This is a genomic window from Enterobacter genomosp. S (assembly GCF_001631805.1).
Lineage (GTDB): Bacteria > Pseudomonadota > Gammaproteobacteria > Enterobacterales > Enterobacteriaceae > Enterobacter > Enterobacter quasihormaechei.
In genome coordinates this window covers 23,919-42,317 of record NZ_LVVA01000002.1, presented here as the reverse complement: position 1 = coordinate 42,317, position 18,399 = coordinate 23,919, and the positions used below count along the sequence as shown (strand labels likewise).

At 56.2% G+C, this 18,399-nt stretch carries 16 protein-coding genes and 2 pseudogenes; 12 read left to right on the top strand and 6 right to left on the bottom strand.

Translation table 11 applies throughout. The features are described from left to right. The first annotated feature begins 212 nt into the window (after nt 1-212). From aroK to trpS, 7 genes are all read left to right on the top strand, one after another. The gene (gene aroK / locus A3466_RS03975; RefSeq protein WP_003861630.1) at nt 213-734 is read left to right on the top strand and encodes a shikimate kinase AroK; all 522 of its coding nucleotides are present in this window, start codon (nt 213-215) and stop codon (nt 732-734) included. Nucleotides 735-791: 57 nt separating this feature from the next. After that, nucleotides 792-1,880 (top strand): 3-dehydroquinate synthase, encoded by a 1,089-nt coding sequence (gene aroB, locus A3466_RS03970; protein ID WP_063449502.1) that lies wholly within the window; start codon nt 792-794, stop codon nt 1,878-1,880. 92 nt (nt 1,881-1,972) lie between these two features. After that, nucleotides 1,973-3,271, top strand: coding sequence for a cell division protein DamX (gene damX / locus A3466_RS03965; RefSeq protein ID WP_063449501.1), 1,299 nt, complete (start codon nt 1,973-1,975; stop codon nt 3,269-3,271). Between the two features lie 67 nt (nt 3,272-3,338). After that, complete coding sequence (dam, locus tag A3466_RS03960) at nt 3,339-4,151, top strand: adenine-specific DNA-methyltransferase (RefSeq protein WP_063449500.1); 813 nt, start codon at nt 3,339-3,341, stop codon at nt 4,149-4,151. Nucleotides 4,152-4,190: 39 nt separating this feature from the next. After that, complete coding sequence (rpe, locus tag A3466_RS03955) at nt 4,191-4,868, top strand: ribulose-phosphate 3-epimerase (protein ID WP_003861634.1); 678 nt, start codon at nt 4,191-4,193, stop codon at nt 4,866-4,868. Continuing rightward, nucleotides 4,861-5,622 carry a phosphoglycolate phosphatase gene (gph, locus tag A3466_RS03950; protein ID WP_063449499.1) on the top strand — a complete coding sequence of 254 codons (762 nt, stop codon included), beginning with the start codon at nt 4,861-4,863 and terminating at the stop codon, nt 5,620-5,622. Before rpe ends, gph begins: the two co-directional genes overlap by 8 nt. After that, nucleotides 5,615-6,619 (top strand): tryptophan--tRNA ligase, encoded by a 1,005-nt coding sequence (trpS, locus tag A3466_RS03945; protein ID WP_023298773.1) that lies wholly within the window; start codon nt 5,615-5,617, stop codon nt 6,617-6,619. Before gph ends, trpS begins: the two co-directional genes overlap by 8 nt. Nucleotides 6,620-6,691: 72 nt before the next feature. Here the strand turns inward: trpS and A3466_RS03940 are convergent, their stop codons facing one another. From A3466_RS03940 to tsgA, 5 genes are all read right to left on the bottom strand, one after another. Further along, on the bottom strand, nt 6,692-6,862 hold the full coding sequence (locus A3466_RS03940) for a YhfL family protein (protein WP_008503029.1): 171 nt from the start codon (nt 6,860-6,862) through the stop codon (nt 6,692-6,694). A 143-nt stretch (nt 6,863-7,005) separates the two neighbouring features. Next, nucleotides 7,006-8,379: a siroheme synthase CysG gene (gene cysG / locus A3466_RS03935; protein ID WP_063449498.1), complete on the bottom strand. Its 1,374-nt coding sequence runs from the start codon at nt 8,377-8,379 to the stop codon at nt 7,006-7,008. 134 nt (nt 8,380-8,513) lie between these two features. After that, entirely contained in the window at nt 8,514-8,840 is a 327-nt protein-coding gene (gene nirD, locus A3466_RS03930; RefSeq protein ID WP_063449497.1) for a nitrite reductase small subunit NirD, read from the bottom strand. Further along, nucleotides 8,837-11,380 (bottom strand): nitrite reductase large subunit NirB, encoded by a 2,544-nt coding sequence (nirB, locus tag A3466_RS03925; protein WP_063449496.1) that lies wholly within the window; start codon nt 11,378-11,380, stop codon nt 8,837-8,839. Before nirB ends, nirD begins: the two co-directional genes overlap by 4 nt. 260 nt (nt 11,381-11,640) lie before the next feature. After that, nucleotides 11,641-12,825 carry an MFS transporter TsgA gene (gene tsgA / locus A3466_RS03920; protein ID WP_063449495.1) on the bottom strand — a complete coding sequence of 395 codons (1,185 nt, stop codon included), beginning with the start codon at nt 12,823-12,825 and terminating at the stop codon, nt 11,641-11,643. 278 nt (nt 12,826-13,103) lie between these two features. Between tsgA and ppiA the strand changes: the two genes are divergently transcribed. From ppiA to argD, 5 genes and pseudogenes are all read left to right on the top strand, one after another. After that, a complete protein-coding gene (gene ppiA, locus A3466_RS03915) occupies nt 13,104-13,676 on the top strand; it encodes a peptidylprolyl isomerase A (protein WP_022649614.1) in 573 nt (190 codons plus the stop codon). A 105-nt stretch (nt 13,677-13,781) separates the two neighbouring features. Next, nucleotides 13,782-13,853, top strand: a pseudogene (locus A3466_RS23790) (YhfG family protein); the annotation flags it as partial. 45 nt (nt 13,854-13,898) lie between these two features. Then, nucleotides 13,899-14,366 (top strand): annotated as a pseudogene (locus tag A3466_RS03910) (putative adenosine monophosphate-protein transferase Fic); the annotation flags it as partial. A 30-nt stretch (nt 14,367-14,396) separates the two neighbouring features. Continuing rightward, the gene (gene pabA / locus A3466_RS03905) at nt 14,397-14,960 is read left to right on the top strand and encodes an aminodeoxychorismate synthase component 2 (protein WP_063449493.1); all 564 of its coding nucleotides are present in this window, start codon (nt 14,397-14,399) and stop codon (nt 14,958-14,960) included. Nucleotides 14,961-15,047: 87 nt separating this feature from the next. Then, the gene (gene argD / locus A3466_RS03900) at nt 15,048-16,268 is read left to right on the top strand and encodes a bifunctional acetylornithine/succinyldiaminopimelate transaminase (protein ID WP_209445935.1); all 1,221 of its coding nucleotides are present in this window, start codon (nt 15,048-15,050) and stop codon (nt 16,266-16,268) included. Here the strand turns inward: argD and A3466_RS03895 are convergent. Continuing rightward, nucleotides 16,265-18,352, bottom strand: coding sequence for a YccS/YhfK family putative transporter (locus A3466_RS03895; RefSeq protein ID WP_063449491.1), 2,088 nt, complete (start codon nt 18,350-18,352; stop codon nt 16,265-16,267). The genes argD and A3466_RS03895 overlap by 4 nt on opposite strands. Nucleotides 18,353-18,399 lie beyond the last annotated feature (47 nt).

Genomic DNA, 18,399 nt, shown 5'->3' with positions numbered 1-18,399 from the left:
AAGGAGTACCGATTTGAGTTGGACTTACGTCTTATTTCCTTATGCGCCGGGAACGGTGATTTAATCAGTTGCCAAACAAGCCGGAGTATTGAGATAATTTTTCGTCTGACTCTCGCTCTATTGCAAATGAGGTTTCAGTTCATGTCCTGCTACGCCAGGTGTCTGCGCAGCGGGGATTACCATTAACGAATAGTCTTAGTAGTACCGAAAAAATGGCAGAGAAACGCAATATCTTTCTGGTTGGGCCTATGGGTGCCGGCAAAAGCACTATTGGGCGTCAGTTAGCTCAACAACTCAATATGGAATTTTACGATTCTGATCAAGAGATTGAGAAACGAACCGGAGCGGATGTGGGCTGGGTCTTCGACGTAGAAGGCGAAGAAGGTTTCCGTGACCGAGAAGAAAAAGTGATCAACGAACTCACGGAAAAACAGGGCATTGTGCTGGCAACAGGCGGCGGCTCTGTAAAATCTCGCGAAACCCGCAACCGTCTCTCCGCCCGTGGCGTAGTGGTCTATCTTGAGACGACCATCGAAAAACAGCTGGCACGCACGCAGCGTGATAAAAAGCGCCCGTTGTTGCAGGTTGAAACACCGCCACGTGAAGTTCTGGAAGCTTTGGCCGATGAACGCAATCCTCTGTACGAAGAGATTGCTGATGTGACCATTCGTACTGACGATCAAAGCGCTAAAGTGGTTGCAAACCAGATTATTCATATGCTGGAAAGCAACTGATTCTGGCTTTATATACACTCGCCTGCGGGTAAAAGCATTTAAGGTGGATGTCGCGTCATGGAGAGGATTACAGTTACTCTCGGGGAACGTAGTTACCCTATCACCATCGCGGCTGGTTTGTTTAACGATCCAGCTTCCTTCTTACCACTGAAAGCGGGTGATCAGGCGATGCTGGTCACCAACGAGACGCTGGCTCCGCTTTATCTCGAACGTGTACGCCACCTGCTTGAGCAGGCGGGCGTGAAGGTCGACAGTGTGATTCTGCCCGATGGCGAGCAGTACAAAAGCCTGACGGTACTGGATACCGTCTTTACCGCACTTCTGCAAAAACCGCACGGTCGTGATACAACACTGCTTGCTCTTGGCGGCGGCGTTGTGGGCGATCTGACCGGTTTTGCAGCCGCCAGCTATCAGCGCGGTGTGCGCTTTATTCAAATTCCAACCACGTTGCTGTCACAGGTCGATTCTTCTGTAGGCGGTAAAACGGCGGTTAACCATCCGCTCGGCAAAAACATGATTGGCGCGTTCTACCAGCCTGCATCGGTGGTGGTGGATCTCGACTGTCTGAAAACGTTGCCAGCACGCGAACTGGCGTCTGGCCTTGCAGAAGTGATCAAATACGGCATTATTCTTGACGGTGAGTTCTTCAACTGGCTGGAAGAGAATATGGATGGGCTGCTGCGCCTCGATGGGCAGGCGATGGCCTACTGTATTCGCCGTTGCTGTGAGCTGAAAGCAGAAGTCGTTGTCGCAGATGAGCGTGAAACCGGCTTACGTGCTTTACTGAATCTGGGGCATACGTTTGGTCACGCGATCGAAGCCGAAATGGGCTACGGTAACTGGCTTCACGGTGAAGCTGTCGCTGCCGGGATGGTTATGGCGGCCCGTGCCTCTGAACGTCTGGGGCAGTTCAGGCCGGAAGAGACAGCACGTATCATCGCGTTGCTTAAGCGCGCTGGCTTGCCGGTGAGTGGTCCGCAGGAAATGTCTGCGCAGGCGTACCTTCCCCACATGATGCGCGATAAAAAAGTATTGGCAGGTGAGATGCGTTTGGTGCTCCCGCTTGCAATAGGGAAAAGTGAAGTGCGCGGCGGAGTGCCGCACGAAGTCGTACTTGGCGCTATTGCTGATTGTCAGCAGGCGTAACAACTAGAAAGGTCAGACCGCTGTAACAGGTGGTCGTTTTAGCTTCAGGTAAATGCAGAGTCGTTGGCAGAAGCCTTTGAGTGGGGTGTTAAATGGATGAATTCAAACCAGAAGACGAGCTGAAACCCGATCCCAGCGATCGTCGTACTGGTCGTTCTCGTCAATCTTCAGAACGTGATAACGAGCCGCAGATCAACTTTGACGATGTCGATCTGGATGCAGACGATCGTCGCCCTTCGCGTAGCCGCAACGCGCGCAATGAGCGTGAAGACGAGGAGTTTGAATCCGAAGAAGAGTTAATGGATGAACAGCCTGTTGAACGTCGTCCGCGCAAGCGTAAAAAAGCGGTAGCGGCAAAACCGGCCTCCCGTCAGTACATCATGATGGGCCTTGGCGTTCTGGTGCTGGTACTGCTGATTGTCGGCATTGGTTCCGCACTAAAAGCCCCTTCTACCCATTCTACCGAGCAGACCGCGTCTGCCGAGAAGAGCATCGACCTGTCTGGTAACGATGCGAGCAACCAGGCGAATGGCGCTCAGCCTGCGCCGGGCACCACCTCCGCAGAACAGACCGCAGGCAACACCAGCGCCGGTCAGGATATCTCTCTGCCGCCTGTCTCTTCTACCCCGACTCAGGGCCAGGCGTCAGCTACGCCTGAAGGCCAGCAGCGTGTTGAGGTTCAGGGCGATCTGAACAACGCGCTGATGCAGCCGCAGAATCAGGAGCAGGTTAACGCTGCCGTGGTGAACTCCACGCTGCCAACTGAACCCGCCACCGTTGCGCCAGTGCATGGCAGCAATGCCCAGCAGCAAACTGCGGCAACGGAAACCAAACCGCGCCAGACGCAGACTGCGCCGCGTCAGGAACGTAAGCAGGCCGTGATTGAGCCGAAGCGTGAGACGAAACCACAGGCCGTGGCAAAAGCGCCAGAAACGAAAGCGCCAGCGCAGACAAAACCTGCGGTGAGCCAGCCGGTTAAAGCGCCAACGCCTGCGGCAACCGCTGCGCCGAAAGCAACGGCGACCACAACCGCGCCTGCGGCAACTGCGGCACCGGCTGCAACGCCAGCCGCTAGTGCATCCGGCACCACAGCAGGGAAAACGACGGGTAACGTGGGTTCTCTTAAAGCTGCTTCATCCAGCAACTACACGTTGCAGCTGAGCAGTTCGTCTAACTACGACAACCTCAACGCCTGGGCGAAGAAATCGAATCTGAAAAACTACGTGGTTTATCAGACGACCCGTAACGGACAGCCGTGGTACGTGCTGGTAAGCGGTGTTTATGCTTCTAAAGATGAAGCAAAACGTGCCGTCTCCACGCTGCCAGCCGATGTGCAGGCGAAAAATCCGTGGGCGAAGCCGATTCATCAGGTGCAGGCCGATCTGAAGTAATGTTTAAAGCGCAGGATGCTGTCGGAGCTTTCTCCACAGCCGGAGAAGGTGTAATCAGTTAGTCAGCATGAAAAAAAATCGCGCTTTTCTGAAATGGGCAGGGGGGAAATACCCCCTGCTCGATGATATTAAAAAGCACCTGCCGAAAGGCGAGTGTCTTATCGAGCCCTTCGTGGGTGCTGGATCGGTGTTCCTGAATACCGATTTTTCTCGTTATATCCTGGCGGATATCAACAGCGACCTTATCAGCCTCTATAACATCGTCAAACTGCGTACCGATGAGTATGTGGAAGAGGCGCGAAAGCTGTTTACCCCAGAGAATAACAACCCGGACGTCTACTATCAGTTCCGCGCTGAGTTTAATCAGAGCCAGGATCCGTTCCGTCGCGCGCTGTTGTTTCTTTATCTCAACCGCCATGGCTACAACGGCCTGTGCCGGTATAATCTGCGTGGCGAGTTTAACGTGCCGTTTGGCCGCTATAAGCGCCCCTACTTCCCGCAGGACGAGCTGTATCACTTTGCTGAAAAAGCGCAGAATGCCGAATTCTACTGCCTCTCCTATGAAGAGTGCATGGAGCTGGCGGGCGTAAACTCGGTGGTTTATTGCGACCCGCCTTACGCGCCGCTGTCTGCCACGGCAAACTTCACCGCCTACCATACCAACAGCTTTAGCCCTGCCGAGCAGGCGCGTCTGGCGGAGTTGGCGGAAAAGCTGGTCAGCAAAAGAATTCCGGTGTTAATTTCGAATCACGACACGCCTGATACGCGCGAATGGTACAAAGCCGCGAAGCATTTTCAGGTAAAAGTGCGGCGTAGCATTAGCAGCAACGGCGGCACACGTAAAAAGGTGGACGAACTTCTGGCGCTTTATCGACCCTGAGCCTTTGCCCGCCGGTAAACACATTTCAAGGAGATGCGGATGAAACAGTTTTTGATTGCTCCCTCAATTCTGTCGGCCGATTTTGCCCGCCTGGGTGAAGACACTGCCAAAGCTCTCGCGGCTGGCGCGGACGTAGTCCATTTCGACGTGATGGATAACCACTACGTTCCCAACCTGACCATCGGTCCGATGGTACTTAAAGCGCTGCGTAATTACGGGATCACCGCGCCCATTGACGTGCATCTGATGGTGAAGCCGGTTGACCGCATCGTGCCTGATTTTGCCGCAGCGGGTGCCAGCATCATCACTTTCCACCCGGAAGCCTCCGAGCACGTTGACCGCACGCTGCAACTGATCAAAGAGAACGGCTGTAAGGCGGGGCTGGTCTTTAACCCGGCGACCCCGCTGAGCTATCTCGACTACGTGATGGACAAGCTGGACGTGATCCTGTTGATGTCCGTTAACCCGGGCTTTGGCGGCCAGTCATTTATCCCACAGACACTCGACAAACTGCGTGAAGTGCGCCGCCGTATCGATGAGTCTGGCTATGATATTCGTCTGGAAGTGGACGGCGGCGTGAAGGTGAATAATATCGGTGAGATTGCGGCTGCGGGTGCGGATATGTTCGTCGCGGGCTCCGCCATCTTCGATCAGCCGGATTACAAAAAAGTCATTGATGAAATGCGCCGTGAACTGGCGAAGGTAAGTCATGGATAAATTGCAGGCTATTCGGGGTGTAGCATTTGACCTCGACGGCACGCTGGTCGACAGCGCGCCAGGATTAACCAGCGCCGTCGATCGGGCGCTGTATGCGCTTGAACTCCCCGTTGCGGGCGAAGAGCGCGTCGTGACGTGGATTGGTAACGGTGCGGACGTGCTGATGGAGCGCGCGCTGGCCTGGGCGCGTCAGGAGCGCGCCTCTCAACGTTCCGCACAGGGAAAACCGAGCGTTGATCTTGCGGATATCCCCCAGGACGAACAGCAGCGTATTCTGCGTAAACTGTTCGACCGTTTCTATGAAGAGACCGTCGAAGAGGGCAGTTTCCTGTTCCCGGATGTCGCTGAAACGCTGGGCGCGTTACATGCGAAAGGCATCCCGCTGGGGCTGGTGACCAACAAGCCAACACCGTTCGTTGCGCCTCTGCTGGAAGCGCTGGATATCGCGAAATACTTCTCCGTGATTGTGGGCGGCGATGACGTGCAGAATAAAAAGCCGCATCCGGAACCGCTGTTGCTGGTGGCAGGAAAATTATCCTTAGCACCGGCAGAGCTGCTCTTTGTCGGTGATTCCCGCAATGATATTCTGGCTGCCAGAGCGGCTGGTTGCCCGTCTGTTGGGTTGACCTACGGCTACAACTACGGTGAGGCCATTACGCTGAGTGAGCCGGACGTTGTGTTCGACCACTTAAAAGATTTGTTGCCCGTACTCGGGCTCTCGCACAGTGAACATCAGGAATTGAATAATGACTAAGCCCATCGTTTTTAGTGGCGCACAGCCTTCAGGTGAACTGACCATTGGTAACTACATGGGTGCGTTACGTCAGTGGGTGAGCATGCAGGATGACTACCACTGCATTTATTGCATCGTGGATTTACATGCTATCACCGCGCGTCAGGATCCCGAGAAGCTGCGTAAAGCGACGCTGGATACGCTGGCGCTGTATCTGGCCTGCGGTATCGATCCCGAGAAGAGCACCATTTTCGTTCAGTCTCACGTGCCGGAGCACGCGCAACTGGGCTGGGCGCTGAACTGCTACACCTACTTCGGTGAGCTGAGCCGCATGACCCAGTTCAAAGATAAATCTGCCCGTTACTCTGAAAACATCAACGCCGGTCTGTTTGACTATCCGGTACTGATGGCGGCCGACATTCTGCTGTACCAGACCAACCAGGTGCCGGTGGGTGAAGACCAGAAGCAGCATCTGGAGCTGAGCCGCGATATCGCCCAGCGCTTCAATGCGCTGTACGGCGACGTGTTCAAGGTGCCGGAGCCGTTTATTCCAAAATCCGGCGCGCGCGTGATGTCGCTGCTGGAGCCGACCAAAAAGATGTCCAAGTCTGACGATAACCGCAACAACGTTATCGGCCTGCTGGAAGATCCGAAATCGGTGGTGAAAAAGCTCAAACGTGCGGTAACCGACTCCGACGAGCCGCCTGTGGTGCGCTACGACGTGCAGAATAAAGCGGGCGTGTCCAACCTGCTGGACATTCTCTCCGGCGTAACCGGACAGAGCATCCCTGAGCTGGAAAAACACTTCGAAGGCAAGATGTACGGCCACCTGAAAGGCGAAGTGGCTGATGCCGTTTCCGGTATGCTGACCGAGTTGCAGGAGCGTTATCATCGTTACCGTAACGACGAAGCTTTCCTGCAAAAAGTGATGAAAGAGGGCGCAGAAAAAGCCAGCGCGCGCGCGTCCGAAACTCTGAAAGCGGTGTACGAGGCGATTGGGTTTGTGGCGAAACCTTAAGCCGCTACCCGACAAATACGGACTCAATAAAAAACCGGGAAATTCCCGGTTTTTTTACGCCTGAAAAAACGCTTACTGCTGTGCCGCCGGGCCGCAACCGCCAATAATCTTCGAAATGGAGATCGCCGGGTGCAGCAGGTAATCATAGCTGCAATTATTTTTTGTATTTTGAACGTGACCGGTGCAGGCCGTCAGAGTTGATAACAGGCCGACCAGAACGGCAGCTTTTGCCAGTTTGAACATACGCATTCCTTGTCTAAAAATCTAAAATTGGATGTAACACGAGGGAATAAATGGAAAAGTTCCATTATGCGGGCGGTATGTTATCGACTGAGGTATGAAGGGAGTAGTCCGCATAAGGACTACTCCGAGAAGAGAGACTATGGTTAGTGGTTTGAGAACCAGTTCAGCTTTTCGCGCAGCTCAACCACCCGTCCAACAACGATCAGCGCCGGGCTTTGAACCTGCTGCGCCAGCTCACCCAGCTGCGTCAGCACCCCATCAACCACGCGCTGCGTAATGGCGGTACCGTTTTCTACCAGCGCGACCGGCATATCTGCTTCCATGCCGTGTTCCAGCAGTTTCGCCTGGATAGTGGCGGCCTGATTTAGCCCCATATAGAAGACCAGCGTCTGCTTTTCAGCGGCCAGATTATGCCAGTCCAGCTCGCTGCCGGTTTTCAGGTGTCCCGTTACCAGGCGCACGCTCTGGGCATAGTCGCGATGGGTCAACGGGATACCGGAATAGGCAGAACAGCCGGATGCTGCGGTAATACCCGGCACCACGGAGAACGGAATAGCCGCGTTGCACAGGGTTTCCAGCTCTTCACCGCCGCGACCAAAGATAAACGGATCGCCACCTTTCAGGCGCACCACGCGCTTACCTTTTTGCGCTTCCCGCAGCAGGATCTGGTTGATCTCCTCCTGCGGCACGCAGTGATAACCCGCCCGTTTGCCGACGAACACGCGGTCAGCATCCCGGCGTACCAGGTTCATGATGTCATCAGAGACCAGACGGTCATACACCACGATATCGGCCTGCTGGATCTGCTGTAAGCCTTTCAGCGTCAGCAGGCCCGCATCGCCGGGACCTGCGCCCACCAGCACCACTTCACCGCGGTGATCCAGCGGTTCCGAGAGGAGTTGCTCGGTGGTCTCTTCAACCGCCTTTGCGTCCTGATTGGCCAGTGACTGCGCCAGCCTGTCGTTGACAAAGAACTTCTCCCAGAAGCGACGGCGTTCGCCCACTGTTGAGAAGGTTTGCTTCACGCGGGAACGAAGCTGCCCGGCGTAGTGGGCAATCTGGCCGAGATGCTGCGGCAGCACGGACTCCAGTTTTTCCCGCAGCAGGCGCGCAAGCACGGGCGAGCGGCCGCCGGAGGACACCGCAATCATCAGCGGTGAACGGTCGATAATCGACGGCATGATAAAGCTCGCCTCTTTCGGGGCATCCACCACGTTACAGAAGATGCGGCGTGCTTCGCAGGCGTCGCTGACGCGCTGGTTAACGTCATCGTTATCCGTTGCGGCGATGGTCAGCCAGCAGGTTTCCAGCAGGGATTCATCAAATTCGCCCTGCACCAGCGTGAGCATCCCTTCCTGCGCCCAGACGTCAAACTGTGGGGCGAAGGTGAGGGCGTTAACGGTCAGGCGGGCGCCAGCCTCCAGAAGCAGGCGGGCTTTGCGTTCAGCCACATCGCCGCCGCCCACGAGCAGGCAGTCGCGGTTGCGTAATTGACAAAAAATCGGCAGGTGATCCACGACGTTACCTCACAGCATTCATGGCGGGGGAAGAATTGACGTCAGGATAACAGCAGGGATCGTACAGAACATACGGTTTTTCCTGCTGCTACCCACAAGAGGTCATAAGCCCTTCCTATTGGAAAGGCGGAGGGTTACGCTTTCAGCTGCACCTCGCCGTCCTTCACGCGGACGTCGTAGTGCTTCACAGAGAAGCTTTCATCTTCCATGCAGCGCCCGTCGGTTAAGCGGAAGCGCTGCTTTTTCAGCGGGCTGGCGACCCACAGGTCGCCCTGGTGTTCCGCAATCAGACCGCGGGAGAGCACGCTGGCCTCAAAGAACGGGTCGATATTGCTGATGGCAAAGACCTGTTCATCGTGGCGAGGGCGGAAAATCGCCACCTGCTCGTTACCCAGCAATGCACAGACGCCGGTTGCTGGCAGAATGTCGTTAATGTTGCAGATGTTTACCCACTGGCTCATGCGTTTTCCTCCACCAGCATCACCGGAATGCGTTCATACGGGGTTGCAGGACGATGCTGTTCGCGCTCCGGCACCACCTGCACGTTCGGGTCGCGCTGGGTGCTGTTGATAAAGTGTTTGAAGCGCGTCTGCGCCGCTGGCCTGTTCACGGTTTCGGTCCACTCGCAGATCACCGCCTCGCGCAGGCGAGCCATCTCGGACTCCAGTTGTTCGTTCAGTCCCAGCTTGTCGTCAATGATGACCGACTTCAGGTAGTCGATACCGCCTTCGAGATTATCCAGCCAGGACGCGGTACGGGTCAGCTTATCGGCGGTACGAATGTAGAACATCATGAAGCGGTCGAGATACTTGATCAGCGTATCGCGATCGAGATCCGCCGCCAGCAGATCCGCGTGGCGAGGCTTCATCCCGCCGTTGCCGCACACGTACAGGTTCCAGCCTTTCTCGGTGGCGATGATACCCACGTCTTTACCCTGCGCCTCCGCACATTCACGGGTACAGCCTGAGACGCCGAACTTCATTTTGTGCGGAGTACGGATGCCTTTGTAGCGGTTTTCCAGCTCGACGCCGAAGCCCACGCTGTCGCCTACGCCGTAGCGGCACCAGGTGCTGCCCACGCAGGTTTTCGCCATGCGCAGCGCTTTGGCATACGCGTGACCGGTTTCGAAGCCCGCCTCAATCAGCTGACGCCAGATTTCCGGCAGATCGTCTTTCTGCGCACCAAACAGGCCGATACGCTGGGAACCGGTGATTTTGGTGTACAGGTTAAACTCACGGGCGATACGGCCCACGGCGACCAGCCCTTCCGGAGTAATTTCCCCTCCGGCAGAACGCGGGATCACTGAGTAAGTCCCGTCTTTCTGAATATTGGCCAGGAAGTTGTCGTTAGTGTCCTGAAGCGGGGTGTGCTCTGGTTTGAGCACATACTCGTTCCAGCAGGACGCCAGCAGGGAACCGACGGTCGGCTTACACACTTCACAGCCGTAGCCCTGGCCATGTTTCTCCAGCAGCTCGTCAAAGGATTTGATGCCTTCCACACGGATCAGGTGATACAGCTCCTGGCGAGAGTAAGCGAAGTGCTCGCACAGGTTGTTGTTCACTTCGATGCCCTGTTTCGCCAGTTCAGCGTTCAGTACCTGCGTGACCAGCGGAATACAGCCGCCGCAGCCGGTACCGGCTTTGGTTTCGGCCTTCAGCGCCGCAACGGTGTGGCAGCCTTTGTTGATAGCGGAGATCAGCATGCCTTTGGTGACGTCGAAGCAGGAGCAAATCTGCGCGCTGTCCGGCAGTTTATCTACACCAATAGATGGCTTACCGCTGGAGGCGTGCGCCGGCAGGATCAGCGCGTCCGGGTTTTCCGGCAGCTCAATGGCGTTCAGCACCAGCTGGAGCAGGTTACCGAAGTCGCTGGTATCGCCCACCAGCACTGCACCGAGCAGGGTTTTGTTGTCCTGGCTGACGATAAGGCGTTTGTAGACCTCTTTGCTTTCGTCCAGATAGACGTAGCTGCGGGAGTTCGGGGTGCGGCCATGCGCATCGCCAATGCCGCCTACGTCCACGCCCAGCAGCTTCAGCTTGGCGCTCATGTCTGCGCCGGTAAAGGCGTTTTCGTTGCCGAGGATATGGTCAACGGCAACCTGCGCCATTTTGTACCCTGGCGCCACCAGACCGTACACGCGGTTATTCCAGCTGGCACATTCGCCAATGGCGTAGATATCCGGATCGGAGGTCTGGCAGGTATCGTTGATTATGATCCCGCCGCGCTGGGCGACGGCCAGGCCGCACTGCGTGGCGAGCTTGTCGCGCGGACGAATACCGGTGGAGAAGACGATGAAGTCCACTTCCAGCTCGCTGCCGTCGGCAAAGCGCATGGTTTTACGCGCTTCGGTACCTTCCTGCACGATCTCTTTGGTGTTTTTGCTGGTGTGAACCTTCACGCCCATGCTTTCGATTTTACGGCGTAGCTGATCGCCACCCATGTGGTCCAGCTGTTCCGCCATCAGCATCGGGGCAAATTCGATGACGTGGGTTTCAACGCCGAGGTTTTTCAGCGCGCCTGCCGCTTCCAGACCCAGCAGGCCACCGCCGACAACCGCACCGCGTTTGCTTCGACGTGCGCAGGATTCAATGGCGTTGAGGTCTTCAATGGTACGGTAAACGAAGCAATCCTGGGTTTCCGACCCTTTAATCGGCGGGATCCACGGATAGGAGCCAGTCGCCATGATCAGCTTATCGTAAAAAACCGTACGCCCGGCGCTGGAGTGGATCACTTTCTCCTGACGGTTGATGGTGATAGCGCGTTCGCCCACCAGCACTTTTACGCCATGCTTCTCGTAGAACCCGTCGCGCACCAGAGAGAGCTCTTCGGCGGTATGGTGGGAGAAGTAGGAAGACAGGTGCACACGGTCGTACGCCTTGCGGGGTTCTTCACAGAACACGGTAATATCGAACTGGTCAGCATCGGCTTTATCGAGAAGATCCTCAATAAAGCGGTGGCCGACCATGCCGTTACCGATGATAGCGAGTCTGACTTTGCTCATTTTTGCCTCGATTTCTTTTCTATTACTGCCTACCTTAACGATTCAGCAGAGGCACTTATTGATGCAAATCAAATACGCCTGCACCTACCCCTTAGTGGGTATATCTATGATTTGTCAGGATTTTTATAAGTGGCGGATATTGTTCGTTTTTTGTGCTTGCCTGTTTTTTGCACAATTTTGGTGGGGTTTTTTACGAATCGGCAGTCAGAGCGGGTGAGCAGGGTAAAACCCCTTTGCAGATCGCAAAGGGGTGATGGCGATTAGTGGGTAGCTGTTGCCGTATTGTGCTGGCGGTGACGGGTCACAAAGCCCAGCACGAAGCACATGATAAACACCACGGCGTACAGACCATTAGCGGTATGCAGCGCTGCCAGCGGGCCGCTGTGCGCCACAATCGGGCCCGTGACCACGAAGGTCAGCATGGTGCCGATGGTGCCGCAGGTCAGCACGAAGTTCACCAGCTTTGGCGAGGCCACTTTGGTCTGAAGAGAGCCAAGGGTGATGATCGAGGTATAAATCGCGCTGGAGAAGAAGCCCAGGGTCAGAATGAACCACGGCATATGCTCCGGGGAACCGTTGATGAACAGATACATCAGCACGGTCGCCAGACCCGCCAGGACGGTCAGAATACGTTGCAGGTCGAAGAAGCGCAGGATGAAGCTAAAGGCCCACATGCCGAACATGTAAGACATCCAGAAATCGCTCACCAGCTTGCCCGCGTCGTTCAGGCTCATGCCCAGACCTTTGGCGTATTCCGGTACCCACGAGATAAAGCCCAGCTGACCCAGGATGTAGCACAGGGCGGCAATGGAGAGGAACAGCACGCCGATACCCCATTTTTCCTTCGCCACCGGCTCTGAGGTGGTCTGCGCTTTTTTGCCGAGCACCGGGAAGTCACAGCCGAAGGTCAGAATGAAGATCGCGACATAGACCAGACCGATACAAGCGTATACCCAGTACCATTCAATGCTGCGTGCGAGAAGATACGCGGCGACCATCGGGAAAATCATCCCGGCCATGCTGAAGAAGGAGTCGGTAAACAGCAGACGCGCGCCGCGCTGGCGGCCTTCATACATATGGGTGATCAGGAACGTACCGATCGACATAGTGATCCCGCTCACCAGGCCCAGCACGAACATGGCGGCGGAGAAAAGGGCGATGCTGTGGCTCAACATCAGGCCCGCCACGGCGGCTACCATCAGCACGAAGCCGAAGCGCAGCTGGGTTTTCAGCGGCACGATTTCCATCAGCCAGGCATTCAGGAAAATAGAGATCAGGATCCCCGCGTTCAGGAAGGTGAAGGTGTTACTCATGCTGGAAACGGGAAGCTGGAAATACTCTGCGATATTCCCCATCACCATCCCGGTGACGATCACCAACGCGCCGGTCAGGGCGTAGGAGAAGAAGCTGATCCATGTGAGCTTGATGCGATTGCTGTTAGTCATGTCTGGCCTGTTAAAAGTAAAGAAAAACGCATGGACTGCGTTTGAGCGGGCAGATTTTAGTCGCGAAAGTGATCTAATTAAATCTTTTCAGAAAATTTTGAGCACAATTGCAGGCTTTAACGTGATAAAGATCACATTCTATCGCGTGCTGAACAATCGTTTGCGCGGTAATAATTGTTTCAATTTCGTAAAATTAGGTAAAAGACTGGTCTGGGTTCATACTGCTCTTTAGAATCAAGCCATTCGCTTTTTATACTGCGCTTTGTTAAGGAATTCTCATGCTCAAATCAACACTGGCGGCTGTCGCAGCTGTGTTTGCTCTTTCTGCCGTTTCCCCTGCTGCGCTGGCAGCCAAAGGAGACCCTCACGTCCTGCTGACTACCTCTGCGGGGAATATTGAGCTGGAGCTGGATAGCCAGAAAGCCCCCGTTTCCGTGAAAAACTTCCTCGACTACGTGAACAGTGGTTTTTATAACAACACTACGTTCCACCGCGTGATCCCGGGCTTTATGATTCAGGGCGGCGGTTTCAACGAGCAGATGCAGCAGAAAAAGCCTAACCCGCCAATCAAAAATGAAGCGGATAACGGCCTGCTGAACAAGCGCGGCACCATTTCCATGGCGCGTACGGCGGATAAAGACAGCGCCACCAGCCAGTTCTTCCTCAACGTGGCGGACAACGCTTTCCTGGATCACGGCCAGCGCGACTTTGGCTATGCGGTCTTCGGTAAAGTGGTGAAAGGCATGGACGTGGCGGACAAGATCTCTCAGGTTCAGACCCACGATGTCGGTCCATACCAGAATGTGCCGTCTAAGCCAGTGGTGATCCTCTCCGCGAAAGTGCTGCCGTAATTGTTTTCCCACACGGGCATATCCTGCCCGTGTCTTTCCCTCCTCCCAGCGAAAGCGCGTTTTGCTGCTTATACTTGTGGCAAACGGACTATTCAGGGAGGCGTAGTGAAAAAACTCACCGACAAGCAAAAATCCCGATTCTGGGAGCAACAGCGTAGCGTCAATCTTCAGGCCAGTTGCCTCCTTGAAAAAGGCAAGGGTCCAGCGGAACCCGATATTGAAACGCTGGAACTGGGGCCTTCTGCACCGGGTTTACCCCATCTGTGCCTTATTCACCGCCATTTATTCCGCAACGAAATGAAAGGGGCTGGCGAGCTGCGCACCGCCGATATTTCCAAAGGCGACATTCCTTTTTGCCATTTCGAGTACATCGAGAAGGTGGGGAATGAGCTGATGGCTTCGCTGGAAACCGATAAATATCTGGTCGGCCTTCCCAAAGAGGATTTCACAGACAAAATGAGTCACTACTACTGTGAAATCAACATGCTACATCCGTTTATGAGCGGCAATGGCGTGGCCCAGCGGATCTTCTTTGAACAGCTGGCGATCCATGCGGGCTACGTGCTGAACTGGCAGGGTATCGACCCGGACGACTGGGCCGCCGCCAACCAGAGCGGGGCGACGGGGGATCTGGCCGCCCTGAACGCCATCTTTGCTAAAGTAGTGAGCGAAGCGCGGGGATCTGAGTAGAATAAGGCGGCAATTTTTTCGGGGGCCGCCATGATTCTGCTGATTGATAACTACGATTCCTTTACCTGGAACCTTTACCAGTATTTTTGTGAGCTGGGGGCAGAGGTGGTTGTCCGCCGTAACGACGAGATCGCGTTGGCAGACATTGACACACTGGCTCCCCGGAAAATCGTGATTTCGCCGGGGCCGTGTACCCCGTCGGAGTCCGGTATCTCCCTGGAGGCGATCCGCCACTATGCAGGCAGGCTGCCGATTCTGGGCGTCTGCCTGGGCCATCAGGCCATTGCGCAGGTTTTTGGCGCGACCATTGTCCGTGCCGCGAAAGTCATGCACGGTAAAACCTCGCCGGTCACGCACACCGGTACGGGCGTATTCTCAGGACTCAACAATCCGCTAACCGTGACGCGCTACCATTCGCTGGTGATCGATCCGCCGACGCTCCCGGCCTGCTTTGAGGTTACCGCCTGGAGCGAGACGCAGGAGATCATGGGCATTCGTCACCGGAATTGGGATCTTGAAGGCGTGCAGTTCCACCCGGAAAGCATCCTGAGCGAGCAGGGGCACGCGCTGCTGGCGAATTTCCTCAACCGCTGAATAACTGTTGCCTTGTTGTGATTTTTTATGCATATTTTGTGATTATATTTTCACAATCACTGTGACATAAGAATGGATGGTCATGACATGGCAACTGAACAACCAGCAATTACCCGCGCGACATTCGATGAAGTGATCCTGCCGATTTATGCACCGGCTGAGTTTATTCCGGTAAAAGGGAAAGGCAGCCGCGTGTGGGATCAGCAGGGCATAGAGTACGTAGATTTCGCGGGCGGTATTGCGGTGACGGCGCTGGGCCATTGCCATCCTGCGCTGGTGGACGCGCTGAAAACCCAGGGCGAAACCTTGTGGCACACCAGCAACGTTTTCACCAACGAACCGGCGCTGCGCCTGGGCCGTAAGATCATCGATGCAACCTTCGCCGAACGCGTGCTGTTTATGAACTCCGGCACCGAAGCCAACGAAACCGCCTTTAAGCTGGCGCGCTATTACGCAACCACGCGCCACAGCCCGTTTAAAACCAAAATCATCGCCTTCCATAACGCTTTCCACGGTCGCTCGTTCTTTACCGTTTCCGTGGGCGGCCAGCCGAAGTATTCCGACGGCTTTGGCCCGAAACCAGCGGACATCATCCACGTGCCGTTTAACGATCTGCATGCGGTGAAGGCGGTGATGGACGACCACACCTGCGCGGTGGTGGTCGAGCCGATTCAGGGGGAAGGCGGCGTCACGGCGGCTACCCCGGAATTTCTGCAAGGGCTGCGCGCGTTATGCGATGTTCATCAGGCGCTGCTGGTGTTTGATGAAGTGCAGTGCGGGATGGGGCGTACCGGAGATCTGTTCGCTTACATGCACTACGGCGTCACGCCGGATATTCTGACCAGCGCGAAAGCGCTCGGCGGCGGCTTCCCGGTCAGCGCGGTGCTCACCACCCAGGATATCGCTTCCGCGTTCCACGTCGGCTCACACGGCTCCACCTACGGCGGTAATCCGCTGGCGTGCGCCGTGGCGGGCGCGGCGTTCGACATCATCAACACGCCGGACGTTCTGAACGGCGTGAATGCGAAACGCGACCTGTTTGTGAAACACCTGAAAAAGATTGATGAACAGTACGACGTGTTCAGCGAGATCCGCGGCATGGGGCTGCTGATCGGCGCTGAGCTGAAGCCGCAGTATAAAGGTCGCGCGCGCGATTTCCTGCACGCCGCCGCCCATGAAGGCGTTATGGTGCTCAACGCCGGGCCGGACGTGATGCGCTTTGCGCCGTCGCTGGTGGTGGAAGAGTACGACATTGAAGACGGGTTAACCCGCTTTGCCGCGGCGGTCGCGAAGATTGTAAAAGGCTAATACGCCGTCCGCTTCAACCTGCGGGTTAACCAAATCCCGTGATGCGGACGCTGACGCCATGCCACCGAGGAAATGGTGTGCATGGTGTTCAGGTGCCCGAGAACGCGCTGCAAATGCTGCTCCAGGGTGCTCATCGGGCCGTGGGTGAGTGTTTCCGGCGCTTCCAGAATATTTGACTCTCCTGACTCGCCCGGCGCGTCATACTCCAGACGCTGCTGACAGCGCTGCAACGCAATTTCACACGACTGCAAATAGCGCTGCGCCAGGTCTGGCGTCAGCATGGTGTGCTCGCGCGCCAGCGTGGTCATGGCGTTGATGTGCTCGACGATAAACTGGCTGTGCGTGACCCACAGCTTCATGTCCGCCAGGTAGTGCGCGTTAAAGCCCGGCTCCTGCATGGCCTGGTTCAGGGAGTTGAACAGGGCGTTATGCGCCTGGTTGACCTTCATGCGCTCGTAGGCCAGCGGGGAAGGCTGCGGGTCGTCGCTCAGGATCAGACGAATGGCCTGCTGATCGGCCTCCAGCGCGTCGTGGGCGTTCTGCCTCAGCAGCCCGCTCTGCCACTGTGGCCACAGCCAGACCATACCGCCAAAGGCGATCAGACAGCCAATCAGCGTATCGACCAGCCGGGCAATAATAAACTGTTCCCCGTTAAGCGTGAGCAGTTGCAGGGTATACACCGCCGTCACCGTAAAGCCCACCATCGCCCAGCCGTAGTTTTTGCGGATAATCAGATAGCTCACTAGCGTGATCGCCAGCATACCGGCCAGGGTATAGCCCTCCGGCACGTGGAAGTGCAGCGTCACGCCCGCGATAATCAGCCCCGCCATCGTGCCGCCCGCCCGATGCAGAATACGGACCCTTGTGGCGCCATAGCCGTTCTGGGTAACAAACAGCACGGTCATTAAGATCCAGTAGGGTTTCGGCAGGTGCAGGGCCATTCCCATCAGGCTGGCGATGCTCAGCATCACGCTGATCCTCGCGGCGTTGCGCAGGGCGGAAGACTTCAGTGAAAGATAGCTTTTCAGCGCGGGCAGCAGCGGGAGCCGTTTTTGCTTATCGGCCATCAGGTCGCGGGCATAAAGCGGGCGCTGAGTGCGCAGCACGCGGGCGATGCGGCTGAAATGCCAGGCGGCAAATTGGCCGACCGGGTTATCCGCGTGCTGACGCGCAATCTTTTCCAGCGCGCCGAGCTGTTTATCCATGTTAAAGCGCGTCGGGTAACGGTGATAAAGAATATCATCAGCCAACACCCGCAGGCGCGCCGCGACGGTCTGCGCATTCCAGCGGATCACCGCTTCCGCATGGCTGCGCTCTACCAGCTTTTGCACCTCTTCCGGATTATGCAGGCTGACGGAGATATGCTCCTGCAAATCCAGCCCGACCTGGAAGGTACGCAGCAGCCGCTTATATTCATGATTTTTATTGGCGGCAAGCATGTGCAGCTGCTGGTAGCACTGGCTGATCAGATCCACCACTTTTTGCTGCCGCTCCAGCAGCGGCGGCAGGGATTTTTCCGGGTCGGTATGCTGGGTGAGCAGGGTGTATTTTGCTTCACAGTATTCAGCAAGCTGCACGTAGAGCAGGCTCAGGGATTCACGCAGCGGCTGTTCCCGCCACAGCCAGAACCAGAACCAGTTAAACAGCCCGTACCACAGCGTGCCGAGGGCGTAGATCAGCAATGGCTCCCACACCGGCATATTGCCCGCAAGGCTTAAGGTAAAGATGGCGGCTATCAGCGACGCGGGAAGCAGGCGGGCGTGCAGCGAGCTGATTTCGGCGGTGACGCCGAGCGTCATCGCCAGCACGGTCAGGATCAGCGGCAGCGGAATGTCGCGGGCCAGTAAAAGCTGCACGGCAAGGCTACAGCCGGCAAACAGGCAGCCGCCAATAATCAGGCGTTTGAAAAAGCGTTTATGCGGCGTGTCCAGACCGGCAATGTTGCAGCAGGCGGGCACGAGAGAAAACAGCAACCCCTGCTGAAGATGTCCGAGAAGCAGGCCCACGGCCACGGGGAGACACAACACCAGCGTTTGTCGCAGTGCGTAGTTAACTTCCGGATGATAGATCAGCCTGCGCCACATGAGGAGTAGAGACAAAAACGGCGTGCCACCCTGCGGCGGCACGCCGT

Excerpts from the sequence above, each read along its gene's own strand:
- argD (WP_209445935.1), top strand. The coding sequence starts at position 15,048 with ATGGCAACTGAACAACCAGCAATTACCCGCGCGACATTCGATGAAGTG.
- nirD (WP_063449497.1), bottom strand. The coding sequence starts at position 8,840 with ATGAGCCAGTGGGTAAACATCTGCAACATTAACGACATTCTGCCAGCA.
- A3466_RS03895 (WP_063449491.1), bottom strand. The coding sequence starts at position 18,352 with ATGTGGCGCAGGCTGATCTATCATCCGGAAGTTAACTACGCACTGCGA.
- A3466_RS03940 (WP_008503029.1), bottom strand. The coding sequence starts at position 6,862 with ATGTTCAAACTGGCAAAAGCTGCCGTTCTGGTCGGCCTGTTATCAACT.
- aroB (WP_063449502.1), top strand. The coding sequence starts at position 792 with ATGGAGAGGATTACAGTTACTCTCGGGGAACGTAGTTACCCTATCACC.
- pabA (WP_063449493.1), top strand. The coding sequence starts at position 14,397 with ATGATTCTGCTGATTGATAACTACGATTCCTTTACCTGGAACCTTTAC.
- aroK (WP_003861630.1), top strand. The coding sequence starts at position 213 with ATGGCAGAGAAACGCAATATCTTTCTGGTTGGGCCTATGGGTGCCGGC.
- trpS (WP_023298773.1), top strand. The coding sequence starts at position 5,615 with ATGACTAAGCCCATCGTTTTTAGTGGCGCACAGCCTTCAGGTGAACTG.
- dam (WP_063449500.1), top strand. The coding sequence starts at position 3,339 with ATGAAAAAAAATCGCGCTTTTCTGAAATGGGCAGGGGGGAAATACCCC.
- damX (WP_063449501.1), top strand. The coding sequence starts at position 1,973 with ATGGATGAATTCAAACCAGAAGACGAGCTGAAACCCGATCCCAGCGAT.
- tsgA (WP_063449495.1), bottom strand. The coding sequence starts at position 12,825 with ATGACTAACAGCAATCGCATCAAGCTCACATGGATCAGCTTCTTCTCC.
- nirB (WP_063449496.1), bottom strand. The coding sequence starts at position 11,380 with ATGAGCAAAGTCAGACTCGCTATCATCGGTAACGGCATGGTCGGCCAC.
- rpe (WP_003861634.1), top strand. The coding sequence starts at position 4,191 with ATGAAACAGTTTTTGATTGCTCCCTCAATTCTGTCGGCCGATTTTGCC.
- ppiA (WP_022649614.1), top strand. The coding sequence starts at position 13,104 with ATGCTCAAATCAACACTGGCGGCTGTCGCAGCTGTGTTTGCTCTTTCT.
- gph (WP_063449499.1), top strand. The coding sequence starts at position 4,861 with ATGGATAAATTGCAGGCTATTCGGGGTGTAGCATTTGACCTCGACGGC.